This window comes from Bacillus cereus group sp. BfR-BA-01331, assembly GCF_022663915.1.
Classification (GTDB): domain Bacteria; phylum Bacillota; class Bacilli; order Bacillales; family Bacillaceae_G; genus Bacillus_A; species Bacillus_A mycoides.
This window is the reverse complement of sequence record NZ_JAKUGJ010000001.1, coordinates 119,281-138,167: the sequence shown is the minus strand read 5'-3', so window position 1 is coordinate 138,167 and position 18,887 is coordinate 119,281. Positions and strand designations below refer to the sequence as shown.

The following is an 18,887-nucleotide window of genomic DNA, read 5'->3' as shown; positions in this document are numbered from 1 at the left end:
TGCATATAAATTATTGTAAATCATTCCATTGATTTTGAGAAGGTAGGAGAAGAGTATGACGAGACAAAGCTTTTTAAAAGGTGCATTTATTTTAATGATAGCTGGCTTTATTACAAAAATCCTTGGATTTATTAACCGCATTGTAATGGCACGTATTTTAGGAGAAGAAGGCGTTGGCCTTTATATGATGGCTGTCCCCACCTTCATTTTAGCAATTACATTAACACAAATTGGCCTTCCTGTTGCAATCGCAAAATTTGTAGCAGAAGCGGAAGCAGTGAACGATAAGCAAAGAGTTAAAAAAATATTAACTGTCTCGCTAGCCGTTACATCCGTTATTAGTATCATTTTAACAATTGGGATTATGCTACTCACACCTATTTTAGCAAAAACATTATTAACAGATGAAAGAACTTACTATCCATTAATGGCTATTTTACCTGTCGTCCCCGTTATTGCAGTTTCTTCTGTTTTACGTGGTTATTTCCAAGGGAAACAAAACATGAAGCCGAGCGCTTACGCTCAAGTCATAGAACAAGTTGTCCGCATTACAATTATCGCTGTATGCATTCGTTTATTTTTACCTTACGGCGTAGAATACGCTGCAGCCGGTGCTATGCTATCAGCTGTTCTAGGTGAAGTTGCATCTTTATTATTTTTACTTACTTTATTCCAACGCGAAAAACATTTATCTATACGCTCTGGATTTTTCACTACTGTAAAGGAGAGTAAAAATACATTTTATTCCCTTATGGACATTGCTTTACCAACTACAGGAAGCCGTTTAATTGGTTCCGTTTCTTATTTCTTTGAACCTATCGTCGTTATGCAAAGCTTAGCGATCGCCGGCGTTGCTGCTTCTGTCGCAACTCAGCAATACGGTATATTAAACGGATATGCGTTCCCACTTCTATCACTGCCAGCCTTTATTACATATGCTCTTTCTACAGCACTCGTCCCATCAATTAGCGAGGCAATGGCAAAGAGACAACACAAATTAGTAGAACACCGATTACAACAAGCACTTCGAATTTCCTTAATAACCGGCGGATGGTCGGTCGTTATATTATATGTATTTGCTTCTCCAGTTTTAACTCTCATGTACGGATCAGACAACGCGGCCGCGTTCATCCAGCTTCTTGCACCTTGCTTTTTATTTCATTATTTTCAAAGCCCCCTTACATCTGTGTTGCAAGCTTTAAACTTAGCACGCGCTGCTATGATGAACACATTCATTGGCGCTATCGTAAAATTAATCGTTATCTTTGTACTCGCTTCACGCCCAGAGTTCCAAATGATGGGGGTTGCCCTCGCCATCGCAGCAAATATAGTAACCGTAACATTCCTTCACTACGCCACTGTTTTAAAGAAAATTGCATTTACCATTTATGCAAAAGACTATATTTTCGGCGGAATTGCTATCGGGATTGCTGGTACCTTCGGTTTTTATCTTCATAAGTATATCGTTTTTTCTCATTCACTTGGCATACAAACATTATGGGAAATCACTTTAACAACAATCGTTTATATCGTTCTCCTCTTCGTTTTCAAACTCATTCGAAAAGAAGAATTAAGTCGTCTCCCTATCATTCGGAAACTTTCATTTTTGAAGTAAGCAGGCTTGCCATTCAAAATGGTAAGCCTCTAATTTTCTTTCAAATCAACGAAAAACTGTCCATTTTGAAAACTACAATATAAAATCTGTTTCACATCTTTATAACCTAAGTTATTCAGTTTCTCAACGAGCCACCCATCTGTATGTTCAATCATTTGCAAATGATTGTATTGAATTTCTCCATCAATAATTAGTGGGAGTGTAAAAATTGGTGTATCATTTTTGCTCTTTTTACTTTTTTGTTTTTGAAAGACAGATAACTTTCCAGATGGTTCTAAAATAGCGTATTCTACATCACGCACATCTCCGATTCCTTGCTCACGTAGTTGCATCAATAAATCATCTATGTTATATCGCTGCTTCCGCATCTTTTTTTCATCAATTTTACCTGCATTCACAAGAATCGCAGGCTCCCCTTCTATTAAATGCCGAAAACGCTGAAACTTTAAAGAAATGACCGACAAAATGATTTGTATACACATAAGAAAAGTCATTGGAACTAATTGATGCCAAAGTGATTTATCTGTATTTTCAATTGCCACTACAGCCATTTCACCGAGCATAATGAATACAACTAAATCTAATACACTTAATTCTCCAATTTCACGTTTACCCATAAAACGAAAAATAATTAAAATGATTATATACAAAAGCATTGTTCGTCCGATTATTGATACCCATTCCATTTCTACATCCCCTTTTTTTACTTATAGGCTCCCCTACAAAAAAGAAACTAGTCTAACTTAAACAAAATGAAAATATGCTTGTATTAAAAAGGGGGAATGCATAATGGATGGAACGAAAAAATTATCGAGCGCAATCGGCTTCGGTATTATTACCCTATTAATCCTCGCATCTATTACAAGTATGGTCATGGCTCTTTTATTAAAATTTACGGATATTAATGAAGGGACATTAGTAATTATTATTTTTATAATAGCCCTTCTATCTATGCTTATGTCTGGATTTATTGCTGGTAAAAAGGCACAAGGAAAAGGATGGCTAGTAGGTTTCACAACAGGCCTTACATTCGCTATTCTCGTCTTTCTCGTTAACTATTTAGGCTTCTCTCAAACTTTATCGAACTCACAGTTACTCTACCAATTAGCATTAATGGGTGCGAGTACACTCGGAGGTATTTTCGGTGTAAATATGTCAAAACAAAATAGTTAAAAAAAGGCCCTGCACATTTCATGCAGGGCCTTCATCATTAGTTTTTCACAACTTCACGAATCGCATTGCGATCGAAAGTTAAGTGTGCACCACCAGATTTAACAACAATTTTTGTTTCATCCACTGATTCGATTGTAGCGTGTAAACCACCGATTGTTACGATAGCATCACCTTTTTTGATTTCATTTTGCATTTGTGCAACTGCTTTTTGACGCTTTTGTTGCGGGCGAATTAATAAGAAATAGAAAATCGCAAACATCGCAACAATCATAACGATATTCATCATACCTGCATTCATCTTGTGTTCCTCCTTTTAAATTATGTATTAGAAGTTTTTAGCATTCGGTTTATTAAAGCCATACTGTTCAAAGAACTCTTCGCGGAAATCGCCAAGACGGTCTTCACGAATAGCTTGTCTCACCTGCTCCATTAAGTTTAACAGAAAATGAAGGTTGTGATAAGACGTTAAACGAATTCCGAACGTTTCATCACATTTCATTAAGTGACGAATGTACGCACGAGAATAGTTTTTACATGTGTAGCAATCACAGTTCGGATCAAGCGGCCCGAAGTCTCTAGCGAATTTCGCATTCTTCACAACTAAGCGGCCTTCACTTGTCATACATGTACCATTTCGAGCGATACGAGTTGGAAGTACACAGTCAAACATATCAACACCGCGAATCGCACCATCAATTAACGAGTCAGGAGAACCTACACCCATTAAGTAACGTGGTTTATCATCAGGAAGAAGTGGTGTTGTAAACTCAAGAACACGATTCATAATATCCTTCGGTTCACCAACAGATAGACCGCCTATAGCATAGCCAGGGAAGTCCATTGAAACAAGATCTTTCGCACTTTGACGACGAAGCTCTTCAAACTCCCCGCCCTGTACAATACCGAATAAACCTTGATCTTGTGGACGTTCATGCGCCTTTAGGCAACGCTCTGCCCAGCGGCTTGTACGCTCTACAGACTTTTTCATGTATTCAAAAGTAGCAGGGAACGGTGGACACTCATCAAATGCCATCATGATATCTGAACCTAATGCATTTTGGATTTCCATCGCTTTTTCTGGAGATAAGAATAATTTATCGCCATTTAAGTGATTGCGGAAATGAACACCTTCCTCTTCAATGCGTCGGAAATCACTTAAGCTAAATACTTGGAATCCACCTGAATCCGTTAAGATTGCACGATCCCAGTTCATAAACTTATGCAAGCCACCTGCTTCACGAATAATTTCGTGGCCTGGACGTAGCCATAAATGATACGTATTGCTTAAAATAATGCCAGAATCCATTGCTTTTAATTCTTCTGGTGACATTGTTTTAACTGTTGCAAGTGTACCAACTGGCATAAATGTCGGTGTATCAAATGAGCCGTGTGGCGTGTGCACTCGACCTAAACGCGCACCCGTTTGTTTACAAGTTTTAATAAATTCATAACGAATTGCTGTCATAATTTACTCCTTTTATTTGTTTCTCATTTTAGCGTGAGATGCAACGAACATCGCATCACCGAAACTAAAGAAACGATATTTTTCTTTTACTGCTTCATTATAAGCATGAAGTACATTATCTCTATTTGAAAATGCACTTACAAGCATAATTAATGTTGATTTCGGCAAATGGAAGTTTGTAATTAAACCATCAATTGCTTTAAATTCATATCCTGGGTACATAAAAATATCTGTCCAGCCAGAAGCTGCGCAAAGCTTACCACTATGATCTGTCGCAATCGTTTCTAACGTACGTGTTGATGTCGTACCTACAGTAATAATACGGCCGCCATCCTCTTTCACGCGGTTTAATAAAGCCGCAGTCTCTTCAGACATATGGTAATACTCTGCGTGCATATGATGCTCTTCAATAGTATCTGCAGAAACTGGTCTAAATGTTCCAAGTCCTACATGGAGTGTAATGAATGCTAACCCGACGCCTTTTTGCTTCAATTTCTCAAGTAACTCTTCTGTAAAGTGAAGGCCAGCCGTCGGTGCTGCTGCTGAACCGATTTCCTTCGCATATACCGTTTGATAACGATCGCGATCTTCTAGCGTCTCTTTAATATATGGAGGAAGTGGCATTTCTCCAAGCTCGTCTAAAATTTCATAAAAGATGCCGTCATATGAAAACTCAAGTTGACGCCCACCTTGATCTGCTGTTCCAATGCAAGTTGCTTTTAACTTTCCTTCACCAAAAGAGATGACAGTTCCTTCTTTTACACGCTTCGCTGGCTTTATAAGCGTTTCCCACTTATCGCCTTCCTCTTGTTTCAAAAGAAGCACTTCAATGTGTGCACCTGTATCTTCTTTCACACCGTGCAAGCGAGCTGGCATCACTTTCGTTTCATTTAAAACTAAGCAATCCCCCTCTTGTAAGTAAGAAAGAATGTCCGTAAAATGTTTATGCTCAATATCTCCTGTTTCACGGTCTAACACCATCAATCTTGATGTTTCACGCTCTTCAAGCGGAATTTGTGCAATGAGTTCTTCTGGTAAATGAAAATCAAACAGATTAATATCCATAACTGTATCCACCTATTTCTTATTTGAATCGATTTATTATATACATAATGAAAGATAATGCAATACTTAACACAATACATGTAATGATAGGAAAATAAAAGGTAACGTTACCTTTTTTCACAAAAATATCGCCTGGAAGCCTTCCTATGAACTTCCAAGCTAATCCAACAACAATGAGCAAAATACCAGCTGTAATAAGCAGCTTTGGCATCTCCGTCATACTTTTGGCATCTCCATTCCGAAATGCTCATATGCAAGCGGTGTTACGATCCGACCTCTTGGCGTTCTTTGTAAAAAGCCAATTTGTAATAAATACGGTTCATACACATCTTCAATCGTATGCGATTCTTCTCCAATCGTTGCTGAAACAGTTTCTAATCCAACTGGACCACCGCGGAACTTTTCAATAATACCAAGCAGTAATTTATGGTCGATATGATCAAGTCCTAATTTATCTACTTGTAATAGTTCTAACGCCATTTGTGTAATTTCCATCGCAATCGTTCCGTCACTGCGAACTTGTGCGAAGTCACGTACACGTCGTAATAGACGATTCGCAATACGAGGTGTACCACGGGCACGTCTTGCAATTTCTAATGCTGCTAACGAATCTATTTCAACTTCAAACACTTCTGCTGTACGTTCTACAATCGCAGAAAGCTGATCTACTGTATAGTACTCTAATCGTGAAAGTACACCGAAACGGTCACGAAGTGGTGCTGATAATGCACCTGCACGCGTCGTTGCCCCAACTAGCGTAAATGGAGGTAAATCTAGACGTACAGAGCGAGCTGACGGTCCTTTCCCAATAACGATATCAAGGCAAAAGTCTTCCATCGCTGGGTATAACACTTCTTCAATAGATCTATGCAAACGATGAATTTCATCAATAAATAATACATCCCCAGGCTGAAGTGCTGTTAATACAGCCGCTAAATCTCCTGGTCTTTCAATTGCAGGACCTGACGTCGTTCGAATGTTAACACCCATTTCATTGGCAATAATATTCGCAAGCGTCGTTTTACCAAGTCCAGGTGGGCCATATAAAAGTACGTGATCTAACGTTTCTTCACGCATTTTCGCCGCTTCAATAAACACTTCTAAATTATGTTTCGCTTTATCTTGGCCAATATACTGACGGAGCGTCTGTGGCCGTAATGAATACTCTAAATCCGCATCTTCGTATCCAGATTCCCCTGAAAGGAGACGTTCGTCCATTATACTCACCTCTTACCATTTAGTAAAAGACTAAGTGCCTTTTTAATATATTGATCCGTCGTTAGTGATTCTTTTAATAACTCTGGTACAACGCGAGAGACTTCTCGTTCTGCATAGCCAAGTGCACGCAGTGCTTCCAGTGCTTCATCAAGTTCAACTGATGAACCTTTCTTCGTATCAAAACTTTCAGTATCTGAGAACAAATCAACAAACGCATCTGGTACAACATCTGCTAGTTTTCCTTTTAAATCTAAAATCATTTGGCGCGCTGTTTTCTTTCCGACGCCTGGGAACTTCACTAAGAACTTCTCATCTTCATGTTCAATCGCTTGAACGACCTGTCCGGTTTGACCAGAAGCTAAAATTGCAAGAGCACCTTTTGGTCCAATCCCCGATACACCTAACAATTTTGTAAATAATAAACGCTCTTCACGTGTTTTAAACCCGTAAAGTGCCATAATATCTTCTCTCACATAATGATATGTATAGACACGGATTTCTTGCTTACTTCTTTGAAATACATACGGATTTGGTGTGAAAATTTGATAACCAATTCCATTATGGTCAATTACGACATATTCCGGTCCTACATACTCCACGTAACCTGTAACATATTCAAACAAAATACGATCTCTCCCTCTCAAATCATGTATTCCATTTTAACATATTTAACAATAGAAAAGCGAGACTGCCCCAACAAATGTTCCCCGTTTACAATTTCCGTTTTTTTCTATTGACATAAATACAAAAAGAACATTAATATACAGAAGTCGATAATGATTATCAATATTAATTAAAGGGGTTACATCAGGATGAAACAAAAGCTATTTATTTTATTTACTATTATGCTAATTGTTCTTTCTATCGTTGGCTGTTCTTCTCAAAAAGAAGAAGCAAAAGCAAAAGAACAACCGAAAACAAAAGTTGTAAAACATGCTAAAGGGGAAGCAATAATTCCAGCTAATCCAAAGAGAATTGTTGATTTATCTGGATCAACAGAGGAATTATTAATCCTTGGACATAAACCTGTTGGCACAGCAAACACATATAAAGATAAAATCCAAAATCACTTAACGGACAAGCTAGACGGGGTAAAGGCAGTCGGCTGGTACTGGGCACCTAAAGTTGACCTAGAGGCTGTTACAGCTTTAAAACCAGACTTAATTATTTTAAACAATCGTCAATTGAAAATTTATGATCAACTAGAAAAAGTGGCACCGACAGTTGTTCTAGAAACAAATCTAGAAGACTGGCGCGGTAAGTTTAAAGAAGTAGGTAAACTATTTGGCGAAGAAAAGAAAGCCGACAAATGGATTGCAGATTACGATAAAAAAGCAGACTCTTTATCTAAAAAAATTAAAGAGAAAACAAAAGATGAGAACTTTATGTTCGTTGCAGTAACACCACAAAACTTCCGTGTATACGGTAGCTTCGGATATGGTGACATCATCTTTAACGACTTAAAACTTCCAGCAACAAAAGGCACAGATTTAAAACAAACGATGGCACAAGTATCACTTGAAGGCCTTGTTGCATTCCAGCCTGATCAAATGTTTATTGTAAACTTCGGCGGAGAAGCTGATAAAGTGTACGAAGACTATAAAAACAGTGCGGTTTGGAAAGATAATAAAGCAGTAAAAAACAATCACGTATATGAAGTATCGAATGAAATCTTCAATACGAAAGCATTCAATCCAATCGGAAAAGATATGCTAATTGATGAAATCGCAAAAGAGATTTTAGCTAAGAATAAATAAGAAAAAAAGCAGCTCACCCTGAGCTGCTTTTTTTCTTATTTTGCACTGCGTATTGCTTCATTTTTTCGATTGTCTTTACAAAACCTTCTTTTGATTTTATGCGAATACCACGTTTCAATTCCGCACGCTCATAACTTTCAAGCTTTTTCATATCAATTTGAAAGAAGGAATGGATCGCGTTATCACTTTTCGGTACCCCTTTAAAAATTTGCAATATCCCTTCCTCTGAAACACCAAAATAACCGCTCGTTTTCAGTAAAGGAGAAATATCATCAACTTTCCTTTGTAATACGATTTGCACATCATCACGATCAACAAGTTGCCATTCTTTATATTGCTGCAAAAACTTTTCTAAATCCGCTACTTTTTCTGTCAGTATTTCCTCGCTTACTTCTCCATCAACATACATACGCTCTAATAAAATTGTAACTTCAGGTACTTTTTCTGTTATTTCTGCCCTCACATCGGATCCATAAGCTAAGCAAAACATCACAACGAAAGCTTGCACTGCAATTAGCATCCATTTCATTTCCGTTCACCTCTTCTAGGCAAAATCATACTTTCATTTGTAGCTTTTCCGGAAATGGGGGTTTTATCCATATAAACAATAGCATTAAATTTCTAAGGAAAATAAAAAATGCAGATAAGGGTTAATCCTCATCTGCATGTATCATTTACTTTTATATAAAATGAAAGACGCCTGCAAAGCAGGCGTCTGATGCGTTTACGGCGAAAGACCAGGCGACCACATTCGCGTGTTTAGCACTTAAGCATATCTCTCGACTTACGTAAATTAGCTCATCGCTTTGCTAATATAACATTAACAAGGTAGAAGCGCAATATATTTCTAAATATTTTTTTCTTCCTCTTTCAACCAATTGAAATTTACGTAAACTATAAATTGATTAATGTAATATATATGTTACAATTAATATTATAAATATAAACAGGGGATGAATGCCTTGAAAAAAATTAAAGATGAACGCCTCATACTTCAAACGTTAAAAAACATACGTATTGCCTTTCTTTTTCAATCAATTGGTATAATCGGAATTTTAGGCTATATCGGATTCACAGAAGGAATGGATCAAATTACGAAATCTCCATTGTGGTTATTATTTATTCTTACAAGTATTGTACTTAGTTATTTACAGTTAAGCGTTTCTATCGATGTAGAAGAAAGCGAAAAGGAAATAAAGTTAACTCCTTATTACAAAATTATTTTACGCTCTCTTATTGTAGGAATTATCATGGCTATTATTTATATCACTTTCAGTCCAGAAAGACCTCTATTTGAAGCTATTTTAACAGGTGGTATTCTCTTCATATGCTTTTTAGCGTCTTACTCCATTAGTTATTTTATAAAAAAACGACGTTTACAAGACGACGATGAATAAAGAGGAAGGGCTAGCCCTTCCTCTTTAATTTGTTATCGCATAGTACCAGTCAGACCGTAACGAATGTCTCGGAACATATTTGTTATGTCACGATTAAAATCGTTTGTAGCTGTGCCGTTACGTAAACGCGTACTCATTGCATCGACACGAGTAAACATGTCATTTCTTACAGAAACATATACGTTTCTATTTCCAACTTCATTCACAACAGCTTGACGAATTTCGTTCGCCATCGCTGTTTCATTCGTCGCTGTATTACGTGGTTTTACCGCAATCGCTACATCGTTTCCATATACAACTGTAGAAACTCGGTCTACGTTATTCATACGTTTTACACGATTCGTAATTTTCTCCGCAGTTTTACCATCATTGTTAATATATGAATTGTTCATTGTAATATTACGAGTTGGGTGTGGATTAGCAATTTGCCCGTTGTAATTTACATCACGGTAATAATTATTATATCCTGTATCGTTACGACCGTTTCTATATGTTACATAATCTGTAGAACGATCGTTACGCGCTACATTATCACGATACTGGTGTGTATCATTATAAGATGTACGCTCGTAATTATAGTTACGTCCATCCATCGCATTATTATCTTTTGGTGTACCACATGCAGCTAATGCACTGGTAACTAACAAAGAAGCAGCAATAACTTTTACTTTCGTATTCAATACAAAAACCCCCTCTGTTAGAATGAACTTCTCTTTCGAAAAGCTCCCCCTTATGATGAGTAACCGAGAGAGTTTTTACACTGTTAATATTTCACTAGGAATTTTCTAACACTTAATGTAAATTCATCATATTCCTGACTATCACGAATACAAAAAAGGCGGGAATAACCCCACCTTTTTTTAAACTTCCTCTTCGTCCTCTTCTTCTAAAACTGGTTCTCCAAATACGTTTGGTGGGTCCGGCTGATAATACATCGTTCCTGGCTGTGGTGCATATGCTGGCTGAGTTGGTTGATAATATAAAGGATTAGCATATTGTGGTCCACCCGGTTGTGGACTATATAACCTACTTTCTCCTCCGCATCCACAATCTTCTTCACCTTGCACGAGTGGCGGCATATTATTATCCATTGGCATCATATTTGGATTTGGCATAGAAGTATATTGCGGCGCCATTTGTTGATACGGCATTTGATTGTATGGATTTTGTTGCTGATACTGCGGATATGGCGGCATCATTGGCTGTTGATATGGCATCATGTTCGGCATTTGATTGTTATCCATTATTGGCATCATGTTCGGCATTTGATTGTTATCCATTATTGGCATCATGTTTGGCATTTGGTTGTTATCCATTATCGGCATCATGTTTGGCATTTGGTTGTTATCCATTGTCGGCATCATATTTGGCATTTGGTTGTTATCCATTATTGGCATCATGTTCGGCATTTGGTTGTTATCCATTATCGGCATCATATTTGGCATTTGGTTGTTATCCATTATCGGCATCATATTTGGCATTTGATTGTTATCCATTATCGGCATCATGTTCGGCATTTGATTGTTATCCATTACTGGCATCATGTTTGGCATTTGATTGTTATCCATTATCGGCATCATGTTTGGCATTTGATTGTTATCCATTATCGGCATCATGTTTGGCATTTGGTTGTTATCCATTATCGGCATCATGTTTGGCATTTGGTTGTTATCCATTATCGGCATCATGTTTGGCATTTGATTGTTATCCATTATTGGCATTATATTCGGCACTTGAATATTAGGCGGTATTACTTGCGGGATAATAACACTTTCTTTTGATACGTTTGGTGAGACTATGCTTCCTATATTTTCTTTCTTCACTTGTGGCGAGACTATGCTTCCTACATTCTCTTTCTTCACTTGCGGCGACACTATATTCCCTACATTTTCTTTTTTCACTTGCGGCGACACTATATTCCCTACATTTTCTTTCTTCACTTGCGGCGACACTATATTCCCTACATTCTCTTTCTTCACTTGCGGCGACACTATATTCCCTACATTTTCTTTTTTCACTTGCGGCGACACTATATTCCCTACATTCTCTTTCTTCACTTGCGGCGACACTATATTCCCTACATTCTCTTTCTTCACTTGCGGTGACACTATGTTTCCTATATTGTCTTTTTTCGTTTGCGGAGAAATGACATTGTTAGGTTTCATTTTATTAATTTGAGGAGCAATTAACTCGCTTCCCTTTTTTATTACATCTGAAATTTTATATTCTTTTTTCGCTTTAATTGGTGGTTGCGGTGGCTGTGGTAACACATTGATAGAAAATTTAGTGTTTTCTTTCGTAGTAGGTTTTAGTTTTTCTACTTTCTCTACAACAGGTGGTTTTTGAATGACAGGCGGCTTTTCAACTGGCTTCTCTTTTTGAATCGGAATTTCTTTTTGCACTTCTTTTTGCGGCTTCACTTGCACTTCCTTTTGCGGCTTCACCTGTATTTCCTTTTGCGGTTTTATCTGCATTTCTTTTTGCGTTTGTTGCATAGCTGGTTGTTGTGTAATAGGTGTTGATTGATACGTGATCTCATCTTCATCTTCTATTCCAAGTGGCGTTGGTATTGATGCAAACTCTTTTTGCTGCACCTCTTTTACATATTGTTTCGGGGGCGCTGAACCCGATCCAGTTTGTTGTTTCACATGAACGCTATGCGATGGCACTTTAATTTTCATCCCTGGCATAATTAGGTCTGGATTGCTAAGCTGTGTATTTGTTTTTTTTAGCGTTTCAAAATCCACTCCGTACTTTTTTGCAATTTTCCAAAGGGTCTCCCCTTTTTGCACGATATGAATTTTCAAATTTTCCCCCTCCTGTATAACTTATCTATAAGTAAAAACACTTTGAAGTAACACTTTCTAAACAACATTAACTTCTTTTACTTTTATCACTTCTTCTATTTTCAATATGATTCGAAGTGGAATAAGCATAGAAAAACCGCAATGATTTCCTCAACACAATGTATGCCTATTTCATCCTTGTTATGATTATATGTACGAAAAAAAGCAACGGAAATCCCGCTGCTTTAAACGCGCTCTAACATACGATTTAATGCAAGAACTGCCTCTTCTGTTACTTGTTTCTCTACGCGAATAACATTAATTTGTTCTCCTCTTTCTATGTTCTCAAGTGCCCATAACAGGTGAGGTAAGTCAATTCGGTTCATCGTTAAGCAAGGACACATAAACGGATTTAGCGAAATAATTTCTTTATCTGGATGTTGCTGAATAATTCGGTTCACTAAATTCATCTCTGTACCAATCGCCCACTTACTTCCCGCCGGAGCTGCTTCAATCATATCAATAATATATTTCGTTGATCCTGCATAATCAGAAGCAGCAACTACTTCATAACAACATTCAGGGTGAACAATAATATTCATATCCGGATGATTTTTTCGCACATTTTCAATATTTTTCACAGTGAAGTTTTGATGAACAGAACAATGGCCTTTCCATAAAATCACTTGAATTTCTTCTATATCTCCATCGTACTCTAATGAATCTGTATGCGGGTTCCACACTGCCATTTTTTCTAACGGAATACCTAAATCATACGCTGTATTTCTTCCTAAATGTTGGTCTGGTAAAAAGACGAGACGCTCTTTTTGTGTAAACGCCCAAGACACCATTTGTTTTGCATTAGAAGAGGTTACTGTTGCCCCTCCATTACGACCACAAAACGCTTTGATCGCAGCTGTTGAATTTACATACGTTAATGGAATCATCGTATCCCCAAATAATTTCGTGAGCTCTTTCCACGCTCTTTCTGTTTGTTCAATATCTGCCATATCTGCCATAGAACAGCCGGCGCGCATATCTGGTAAGATGACAATTTGATCATTTGTCGTTAACATATCTGCCGTTTCTGCCATAAAGTGCACACCACAAAACACAATATATTTTGCCTCTTTATTACTCGCTGCAACTTGCGCGAGTTGCAGTGAGTCCCCTGCTGCATCTGAAAATTGCACCACTTCATCTTTTTGATAATGATGTCCTGGAATAAATAGTAATGCCCCCATTTTTTCTTTAATTTCACGGACACGCTCTTCCATCTCTAATGTAGACATCGTTTGATAACGCTCTGGTAACATTACTTCGATTGGCTGAACTTTCTCTAAAATACCCATTTATGATTCTCCCCCTCTAAACCACTCTCATTAGGCCTCAATATTAAAACTAATATCAAGTGCTTTCACTGAATGTGTTAACGCTCCAAGTGAAATATAATCTACCCCTGTTTTTCCGTATTTTGATAAATCTTCAATTGTAATACCACCTGAAGCCTCCGTAACGATGGCACTTGGTACAATTTTTGAAAACTCACGAATCTCTTCTGGCGTACGATTATCGAACATAATAACATCTGCGCCGGCCTCTACTGCTTCTCTTACTTGCGCCTCTGTCTCTGTTTCGACTTCTACTTTCACCATATGTCCCAATCTTTCTTTCACCGATGTAACAGCTTTTGTAATCGAGCCAGCAAAAGCAATATGATTGTCTTTAATCATGACACCATCATATAAACCGAATCTGTGGTTAAATCCGCCCCCGCATACTACAGCATATTTATCAAACATACGTAGTCCTGGCATCGTTTTTCTCGTATCACAAATGCGTGTATGACTGCTATCTAAAGCAAAAACCGCCTTACGTGTCATCGTCGCTATCCCGCTCATACGCTGAATAACGTTTAATATAACGCGCTCTGCCGTTAATAATGATGCGATTGGGCCTTGCACGGTTGCAATTATTTCGCCTTTTTCTACAAGATCCCCATCTTTTTTATGAAGTTCAACTTCAATTCTCTGATCAATTAATTTAAATCCTTCTTCAATTACTAAGCACCCTGCAAATACCCCTGTATCCTTTACAAGAAACGTTCCTTTCGCAAGTGCATCATCGGGAAAGATAAGCTGAGATGTTACATCTCTTTCTCCTATATCTTCTAGAAAAAATCGATTTAATGCTTCCTTAACTTTTAACGTATTCATAAAATCCCTCTTCCCCTTATTAAACAAGTTGTAGTTTTCTTCTCACTCGGATAATCTCTTTTTTCACGCTATTTCTTTCTGGATAATCAATGCGATAATGACCACCAACACTGTCTTCTCTTTGCAAAGCTGATACTGTTATAAGCTCACAAACTGTTAACATATTAATAAGCGTTATCTCTTCATTTGTAAGTGCATCATATTGTAAAATCATATTTCGCACACCGTACCTACTAAACCATCTCTGAGCATATGATAAATTTTTCTCAGTTCGCACAATCCCAACATGCTTCATCATGTATTCTTGTATTTCTTCTTTCAACGGTAAATCATTAAGAGCTATAAAACTTTTCCCTCTCTCTTCCGGCACATTTTTTCTTTCCTCTGCTGGCTTAGCTAAAATGTGTTTTCCTATTCGTCTTCCAAACACAAGACCTTCTAATAATGAATTACTCGCCAATCTATTCGCACCATGAACTCCATTACAAGCCACTTCACCGACCGCATATAAGTTTGAAATGGACGTCTCTCCGTCACAATTCGTCTTCACGCCGCCCATATGAAAATGAGCACCTGGTACGACCGGAATAGAATTTTCTTTTAAATCAATACCATTCTTTTTACATAATGATGAGACGGTCGGAAAACGTTGTTCAAAGTTTTGAATGGTTTCGATGTTTAAGTACACTGTTTCACCTGCAAGAAGTTGTTCATGAATAGCCCTTGCCACCACATCACGCGGTGCGAGATCTTTCCCGGGATGTATATCCATCATAAAACGCTGTCCTTTTCCATTTATAAGGACAGCTCCTTCACCACGGACTGCTTCAGAAACGAGACCACAACATCGCCCGTCCACGTATAACATCGTCGGATGAAATTGTACAAATTCTAAATCAACAAGTTCTCCCCCAGCTCGATATATCATCGCAAGTCCATCGCCTGTAATTGTCTCATCATTCGATGTAAAGGCGTACAAACCACCTATTCCTCCTGATGCTAACACCGTATTATCAGCATAGTAACGCTTCAGCTTCCCTTCACTATTTCGCGTTAAAGCTCCTATGCATTTATTATTTTCTATAATAAAATCGAGTACCATTTCATGCTCAACGACAGTAACGTTCGGAACTACTTCTTGTATTAAATGCTCTAATAGATTTTTACCAGTTGCATCTCCTCCGGCATGTAAAATGCGCCGTTTTCGATGCGCCCCTTCTTTACCAAGGTGGATCCCTTTTTCATCCCCATCAAATTTCATTCCATTCGTAATAAGCTTACTTATTTCTTTCGGTCCCTCTTCAACTAAATAACGAACTGCTTCTTCGTTGTTATAATGGCAACCTGCCACTAATGTATCTTCAAAATGCCCACTCGGATCGTCATATGTAGCAACAGCTGCTGCAATTCCTCCTTGAGCTAAATGTGTATTGTTATTACGTCCTGTTTTTTTTGTGATAATTATCACATTCTTTTCGTGACAAAGCTCTTTCGCAACACGAAGCGCCGCAACGCCGCTTCCAATAATCAAGACATCTGCACTTGGCATAATTGTTGCCTCCCACTTTACACTTTCCAACTGTCTTGACACCTATATTTACATAGTTTTAAAATAATGACAAGAGTTTTTTTACACTTCTTATTTTCACTACCATTCTAAAAACGAAAACAAATGTCACTCTTACTGAAGAGAGGAAATTACATGATGATATATCTAGATTATGCAGCGACAACACCTATGAGCGAAGAAGCTTTAGAAACATATATAGCAGCGGCAAAAACATATTTCGGAAATGAACAAAGTTTACACGATATCGGCGGAAGTGCATCATCTTTATTACAAGTTTGTAGAGAAACATTTGCAGAAATGATTGGGGGTAAGGAACAAGGTGTATTCTTTACAAGCGGCGGTTCAGAATCTAACTACCTTGCGATTCAATCCCTTCTAAATGCTAGAAATGGAAAACACATTATTACGACACCTATGGAACACGCATCGATTCGAAGTTATTTTCAATCCTTACAATCGCAAGGTTATACTATTACTGAGATTCCTGTTGATAAAAGTGGGATAATTCATTTAGTAGATTTAGAAGCAGCTATTACAGAAGATACTGCTCTAGCAAGTATACAGCACGGAAACTCTGAAATCGGGACCGTTCAAAACATTGCAGAGATCGGAGCACTTTTAAAAAAATATAATGTTTTATTTCATTCAGATTGTGTTCAAACGTTTGGTAAACTTCCAATAGACGTTAAAGCGATGGAGATTGATAGTCTTTCTGTTTCAGCCCATAAAATATACGGACCAAAAGGAGTTGGAGCTTGCTATATAAATCCGCAAGTTCGCTGGGAACAAGTATTTCCGGGAACTTCTCATGAAAAAGGCTTTCGCCCTGGTACAGTGAACGTTCCTGGAATCGCTGCTTTTTTAACAGCCGCAGAGCATATATTAAAGAATCAAAAGGAAGAGAGCTTTCGTTTTAAACAATTACGATCTTATTTTTTAGAGCAATTACAAACACTTCCTCTAGAAATTGAAGTGAAAGGACATTCTACTTCTTGTTTACCACATATTATTGGGGTTACAATAAAAGGAATAGAAGGTCAGTATACAATGTTAGAATGTAACCGTCATGGTATAGCCATTTCAACTGGAAGTGCTTGCCAAGTCGGTAAACAAGACCCTTCAAAAACAATGCTTGCAATTGGAAAAACGTATGAAGAGGCAAAACAATATGTCCGCTTTTCTTTCGGACATCACACAACGAAAGAACAAATTGATACAACTATTCATGCACTACACACAATTGGAAATCAATTTTATAGAGGTGTTAAATCATAATGAAACAAAATGATCAAAAAAAGATTTTAGGCGAAGAAAGACGACAACTCATCCTCGAGTGGCTTCTTGCTGCAAATGAACCGTTATCGGGGAATGAGCTATCTAAAAAGACAAACGTAAGTAGGCAAGTTATCGTTCAAGATATTTCCTTACTAAAAGCACGAAATGAACCAATTATTGCGACTGCACAAGGGTATTTATATTTAAAGCCACAAACAAGACAACAAGCTTTTGAACGCGTAATCGTATGCCAACATAAACCGGCAGAAGTACGTCAAGAACTTACTATGTTAGTTGACCACGGCGTTACAATTAAAGACGTAAAAGTTGAGCATCCTGTATATGGCGACTTAACAGCATCGATTATGGTAAGTAATCGCTTCGATGTAGAACAATATTTACAAAAAATCGAAAACACAAACGCTTCCTATCTTTCGCAACTAACAGATGGTATTCACTTACATACAATTGAAGCAGATTCTAAAGAGAAATTAGATGCCGCTTGCGAGGCACTAGACCGCGCTGGATTTCTCGTTTATTAATGTAAAGCACAGAGTTTTTTATCATTCTCTGTGCTTTTTTAGTGATATAATATTGTAATCAATTGTAAAGGGGGGCAAATATGGGAATTGAACTCGTTCACTTTAGCACCGGTAAACCGAAACAAATGAAATATGGCGAAGATAAAGAAATGATAACAGGTATATGTAAAGATCCTACAGAAGAGGCCTTCCTCTCAAAAGACGGATTCCGTGGTGATGATGTAGCGGATTTAAAACACCACGGGGGACCTGATCGCGCAGTTTGCGTGTACCCACACGAGCATTACGCACTATGGGAAGAGGAATTTCAAACTACACTTCCGGCTTCCACATTTGGCGAAAACATTACCGTAACAAATATGTTAGAGCGTGATGTATGCATCGGAGATACATATCAACTAGGCGAAGCAATCATTCAAGTTACACAAGCGAGAGTACCTTGTAGCACAATTTCAAAACGCCTTGGTATTCCTGGTATTTTGCCACGTATTGTAGCAACTGGATATACTGGTTATTTATGCCGCGTTCTTCAAGAAGGTACTGTACGTCAAGATTCTAAAATTACATTATTAGAGCGTCCATCAAACAATGTATCTGTTTTGTTCTCTAACGAAATTTATTTTCATAATAGGAAAGATAAAGATGGCATTGAGAAGGTTCTTGCTGTACAAGAACTAGCCGAGATTTGGCGTGATCAGTTAGAGGATCGTCTTGCGAAGTTAAAATAATAAATCCCACCTTTTATAGGTGGGACTCTATTTATCTATCATACGGTATACTAGTGACCGAAATTATATCGACTTAACTA

General features: G+C 37.7%; 19 protein-coding genes and 1 pseudogene. 7 read left to right on the top strand and 13 right to left on the bottom strand.

The window, feature by feature from the left end; all coding sequences use genetic code 11:
* Nucleotides 1-55 precede the first annotated feature (55 nt).
* Nucleotides 56-1,615, top strand: coding sequence for a stage V sporulation protein B (gene spoVB / locus MR155_RS00650; RefSeq protein ID WP_002034136.1), 1,560 nt, complete (start codon nt 56-58; stop codon nt 1,613-1,615).
* A 29-nt stretch (nt 1,616-1,644) separates the two neighbouring features.
* Here spoVB and MR155_RS00645 read toward each other — a convergent pair whose 3' ends face one another.
* A complete protein-coding gene (locus MR155_RS00645; RefSeq protein WP_242307601.1) occupies nt 1,645-2,301 on the bottom strand; it encodes a DUF421 domain-containing protein in 657 nt (218 codons plus the stop codon).
* Between the two features lie 103 nt (nt 2,302-2,404).
* On the opposite strand from MR155_RS00645, the gene MR155_RS00640 reads away from it, so the two are divergent.
* Nucleotides 2,405-2,788: a TIGR04086 family membrane protein gene (locus MR155_RS00640; protein ID WP_242307599.1), complete on the top strand. Its 384-nt coding sequence runs from the start codon at nt 2,405-2,407 to the stop codon at nt 2,786-2,788.
* Between the two features lie 37 nt (nt 2,789-2,825).
* Here the strand turns inward: MR155_RS00640 and yajC are convergent, their stop codons facing one another.
* The 6 genes from yajC to ruvA are packed head-to-tail and all read right to left on the bottom strand — an operon-like array spanning nt 2,826 to nt 7,159.
* A complete protein-coding gene (yajC, locus tag MR155_RS00635) occupies nt 2,826-3,086 on the bottom strand; it encodes a preprotein translocase subunit YajC (RefSeq protein ID WP_002015317.1) in 261 nt (86 codons plus the stop codon).
* Between the two features lie 27 nt (nt 3,087-3,113).
* Nucleotides 3,114-4,253 carry a tRNA guanosine(34) transglycosylase Tgt gene (gene tgt, locus MR155_RS00630; protein ID WP_002015319.1) on the bottom strand — a complete coding sequence of 380 codons (1,140 nt, stop codon included), beginning with the start codon at nt 4,251-4,253 and terminating at the stop codon, nt 3,114-3,116.
* Nucleotides 4,254-4,265: 12 nt separating this feature from the next.
* Nucleotides 4,266-5,318 carry a tRNA preQ1(34) S-adenosylmethionine ribosyltransferase-isomerase QueA gene (gene queA, locus MR155_RS00625; RefSeq protein WP_113935637.1) on the bottom strand — a complete coding sequence of 351 codons (1,053 nt, stop codon included), beginning with the start codon at nt 5,316-5,318 and terminating at the stop codon, nt 4,266-4,268.
* A 19-nt stretch (nt 5,319-5,337) separates the two neighbouring features.
* Nucleotides 5,338-5,538, bottom strand: a complete 201-nt coding sequence (locus MR155_RS00620) for a DUF2905 domain-containing protein (RefSeq protein WP_000138161.1) — start codon at nt 5,536-5,538, stop codon at nt 5,338-5,340.
* Nucleotides 5,535-6,536 carry a Holliday junction branch migration DNA helicase RuvB gene (gene ruvB, locus MR155_RS00615; RefSeq protein WP_000344470.1) on the bottom strand — a complete coding sequence of 334 codons (1,002 nt, stop codon included), beginning with the start codon at nt 6,534-6,536 and terminating at the stop codon, nt 5,535-5,537. Before ruvB ends, MR155_RS00620 begins: the two co-directional genes overlap by 4 nt.
* A 5-nt stretch (nt 6,537-6,541) precedes the next feature.
* Nucleotides 6,542-7,159 carry a Holliday junction DNA helicase RuvA gene (ruvA, locus tag MR155_RS00610; protein WP_002088786.1) on the bottom strand — a complete coding sequence of 206 codons (618 nt, stop codon included), beginning with the start codon at nt 7,157-7,159 and terminating at the stop codon, nt 6,542-6,544.
* A 189-nt stretch (nt 7,160-7,348) separates the two neighbouring features.
* Between ruvA and MR155_RS00605 the strand changes: the two genes are divergently transcribed.
* Complete coding sequence (locus MR155_RS00605) at nt 7,349-8,293, top strand: iron-hydroxamate ABC transporter substrate-binding protein (protein WP_242307596.1); 945 nt, start codon at nt 7,349-7,351, stop codon at nt 8,291-8,293.
* 13 nt (nt 8,294-8,306) lie between these two features.
* Here MR155_RS00605 and MR155_RS00600 read toward each other — a convergent pair whose 3' ends face one another.
* Complete coding sequence (locus MR155_RS00600; protein ID WP_113935639.1) at nt 8,307-8,822, bottom strand: BofC C-terminal domain-containing protein; 516 nt, start codon at nt 8,820-8,822, stop codon at nt 8,307-8,309.
* Nucleotides 8,823-9,255: 433 nt separating this feature from the next.
* Between MR155_RS00600 and MR155_RS00595 the strand changes: the two genes are divergently transcribed.
* On the top strand, nt 9,256-9,690 hold the full coding sequence (locus MR155_RS00595) for a branched-chain amino acid ABC transporter substrate-binding protein (protein ID WP_242307593.1): 435 nt from the start codon (nt 9,256-9,258) through the stop codon (nt 9,688-9,690).
* A 32-nt stretch (nt 9,691-9,722) separates the two neighbouring features.
* On the opposite strand, the gene MR155_RS00590 is transcribed toward MR155_RS00595, so the two are convergent.
* The 5 genes and pseudogenes from MR155_RS00590 to nadB all read right to left on the bottom strand — a co-directional run bounded on the left by MR155_RS00590 (nt 9,723) and on the right by nadB (nt 16,241).
* Nucleotides 9,723-10,370, bottom strand: coding sequence for a YhcN/YlaJ family sporulation lipoprotein (locus tag MR155_RS00590; RefSeq protein WP_002034140.1), 648 nt, complete (start codon nt 10,368-10,370; stop codon nt 9,723-9,725).
* Between the two features lie 1,970 nt (nt 10,371-12,340).
* Nucleotides 12,341-12,497: pseudogene (gene safA / locus MR155_RS32205) on the bottom strand (SafA/ExsA family spore coat assembly protein); the annotation flags it as partial.
* A 224-nt stretch (nt 12,498-12,721) separates the two neighbouring features.
* A complete protein-coding gene (gene nadA / locus MR155_RS00580; RefSeq protein ID WP_242307585.1) occupies nt 12,722-13,828 on the bottom strand; it encodes a quinolinate synthase NadA in 1,107 nt (368 codons plus the stop codon).
* A 30-nt stretch (nt 13,829-13,858) separates the two neighbouring features.
* Complete coding sequence (gene nadC, locus MR155_RS00575) at nt 13,859-14,692, bottom strand: carboxylating nicotinate-nucleotide diphosphorylase (RefSeq protein WP_242307584.1); 834 nt, start codon at nt 14,690-14,692, stop codon at nt 13,859-13,861.
* 19 nt (nt 14,693-14,711) lie between these two features.
* Nucleotides 14,712-16,241, bottom strand: a complete 1,530-nt coding sequence (gene nadB, locus MR155_RS00570; RefSeq protein ID WP_242307582.1) for an L-aspartate oxidase — start codon at nt 16,239-16,241, stop codon at nt 14,712-14,714.
* Between the two features lie 153 nt (nt 16,242-16,394).
* On the opposite strand from nadB, the gene MR155_RS00565 reads away from it, so the two are divergent.
* The 3 genes from MR155_RS00565 (at nt 16,395) to MR155_RS00555 (ending at nt 18,807) form a co-directional block, all read left to right on the top strand.
* Nucleotides 16,395-17,537, top strand: coding sequence for an IscS subfamily cysteine desulfurase (locus MR155_RS00565; protein WP_002034158.1), 1,143 nt, complete (start codon nt 16,395-16,397; stop codon nt 17,535-17,537).
* The gene (locus MR155_RS00560; protein WP_002034157.1) at nt 17,537-18,079 is read left to right on the top strand and encodes a transcription repressor NadR; all 543 of its coding nucleotides are present in this window, start codon (nt 17,537-17,539) and stop codon (nt 18,077-18,079) included. The genes MR155_RS00565 and MR155_RS00560 overlap by 1 nt, the downstream gene beginning before the upstream one ends.
* An 80-nt stretch (nt 18,080-18,159) precedes the next feature.
* The gene (locus tag MR155_RS00555) at nt 18,160-18,807 is read left to right on the top strand and encodes an MOSC domain-containing protein (protein WP_219303587.1); all 648 of its coding nucleotides are present in this window, start codon (nt 18,160-18,162) and stop codon (nt 18,805-18,807) included.
* Nucleotides 18,808-18,887 lie beyond the last annotated feature (80 nt).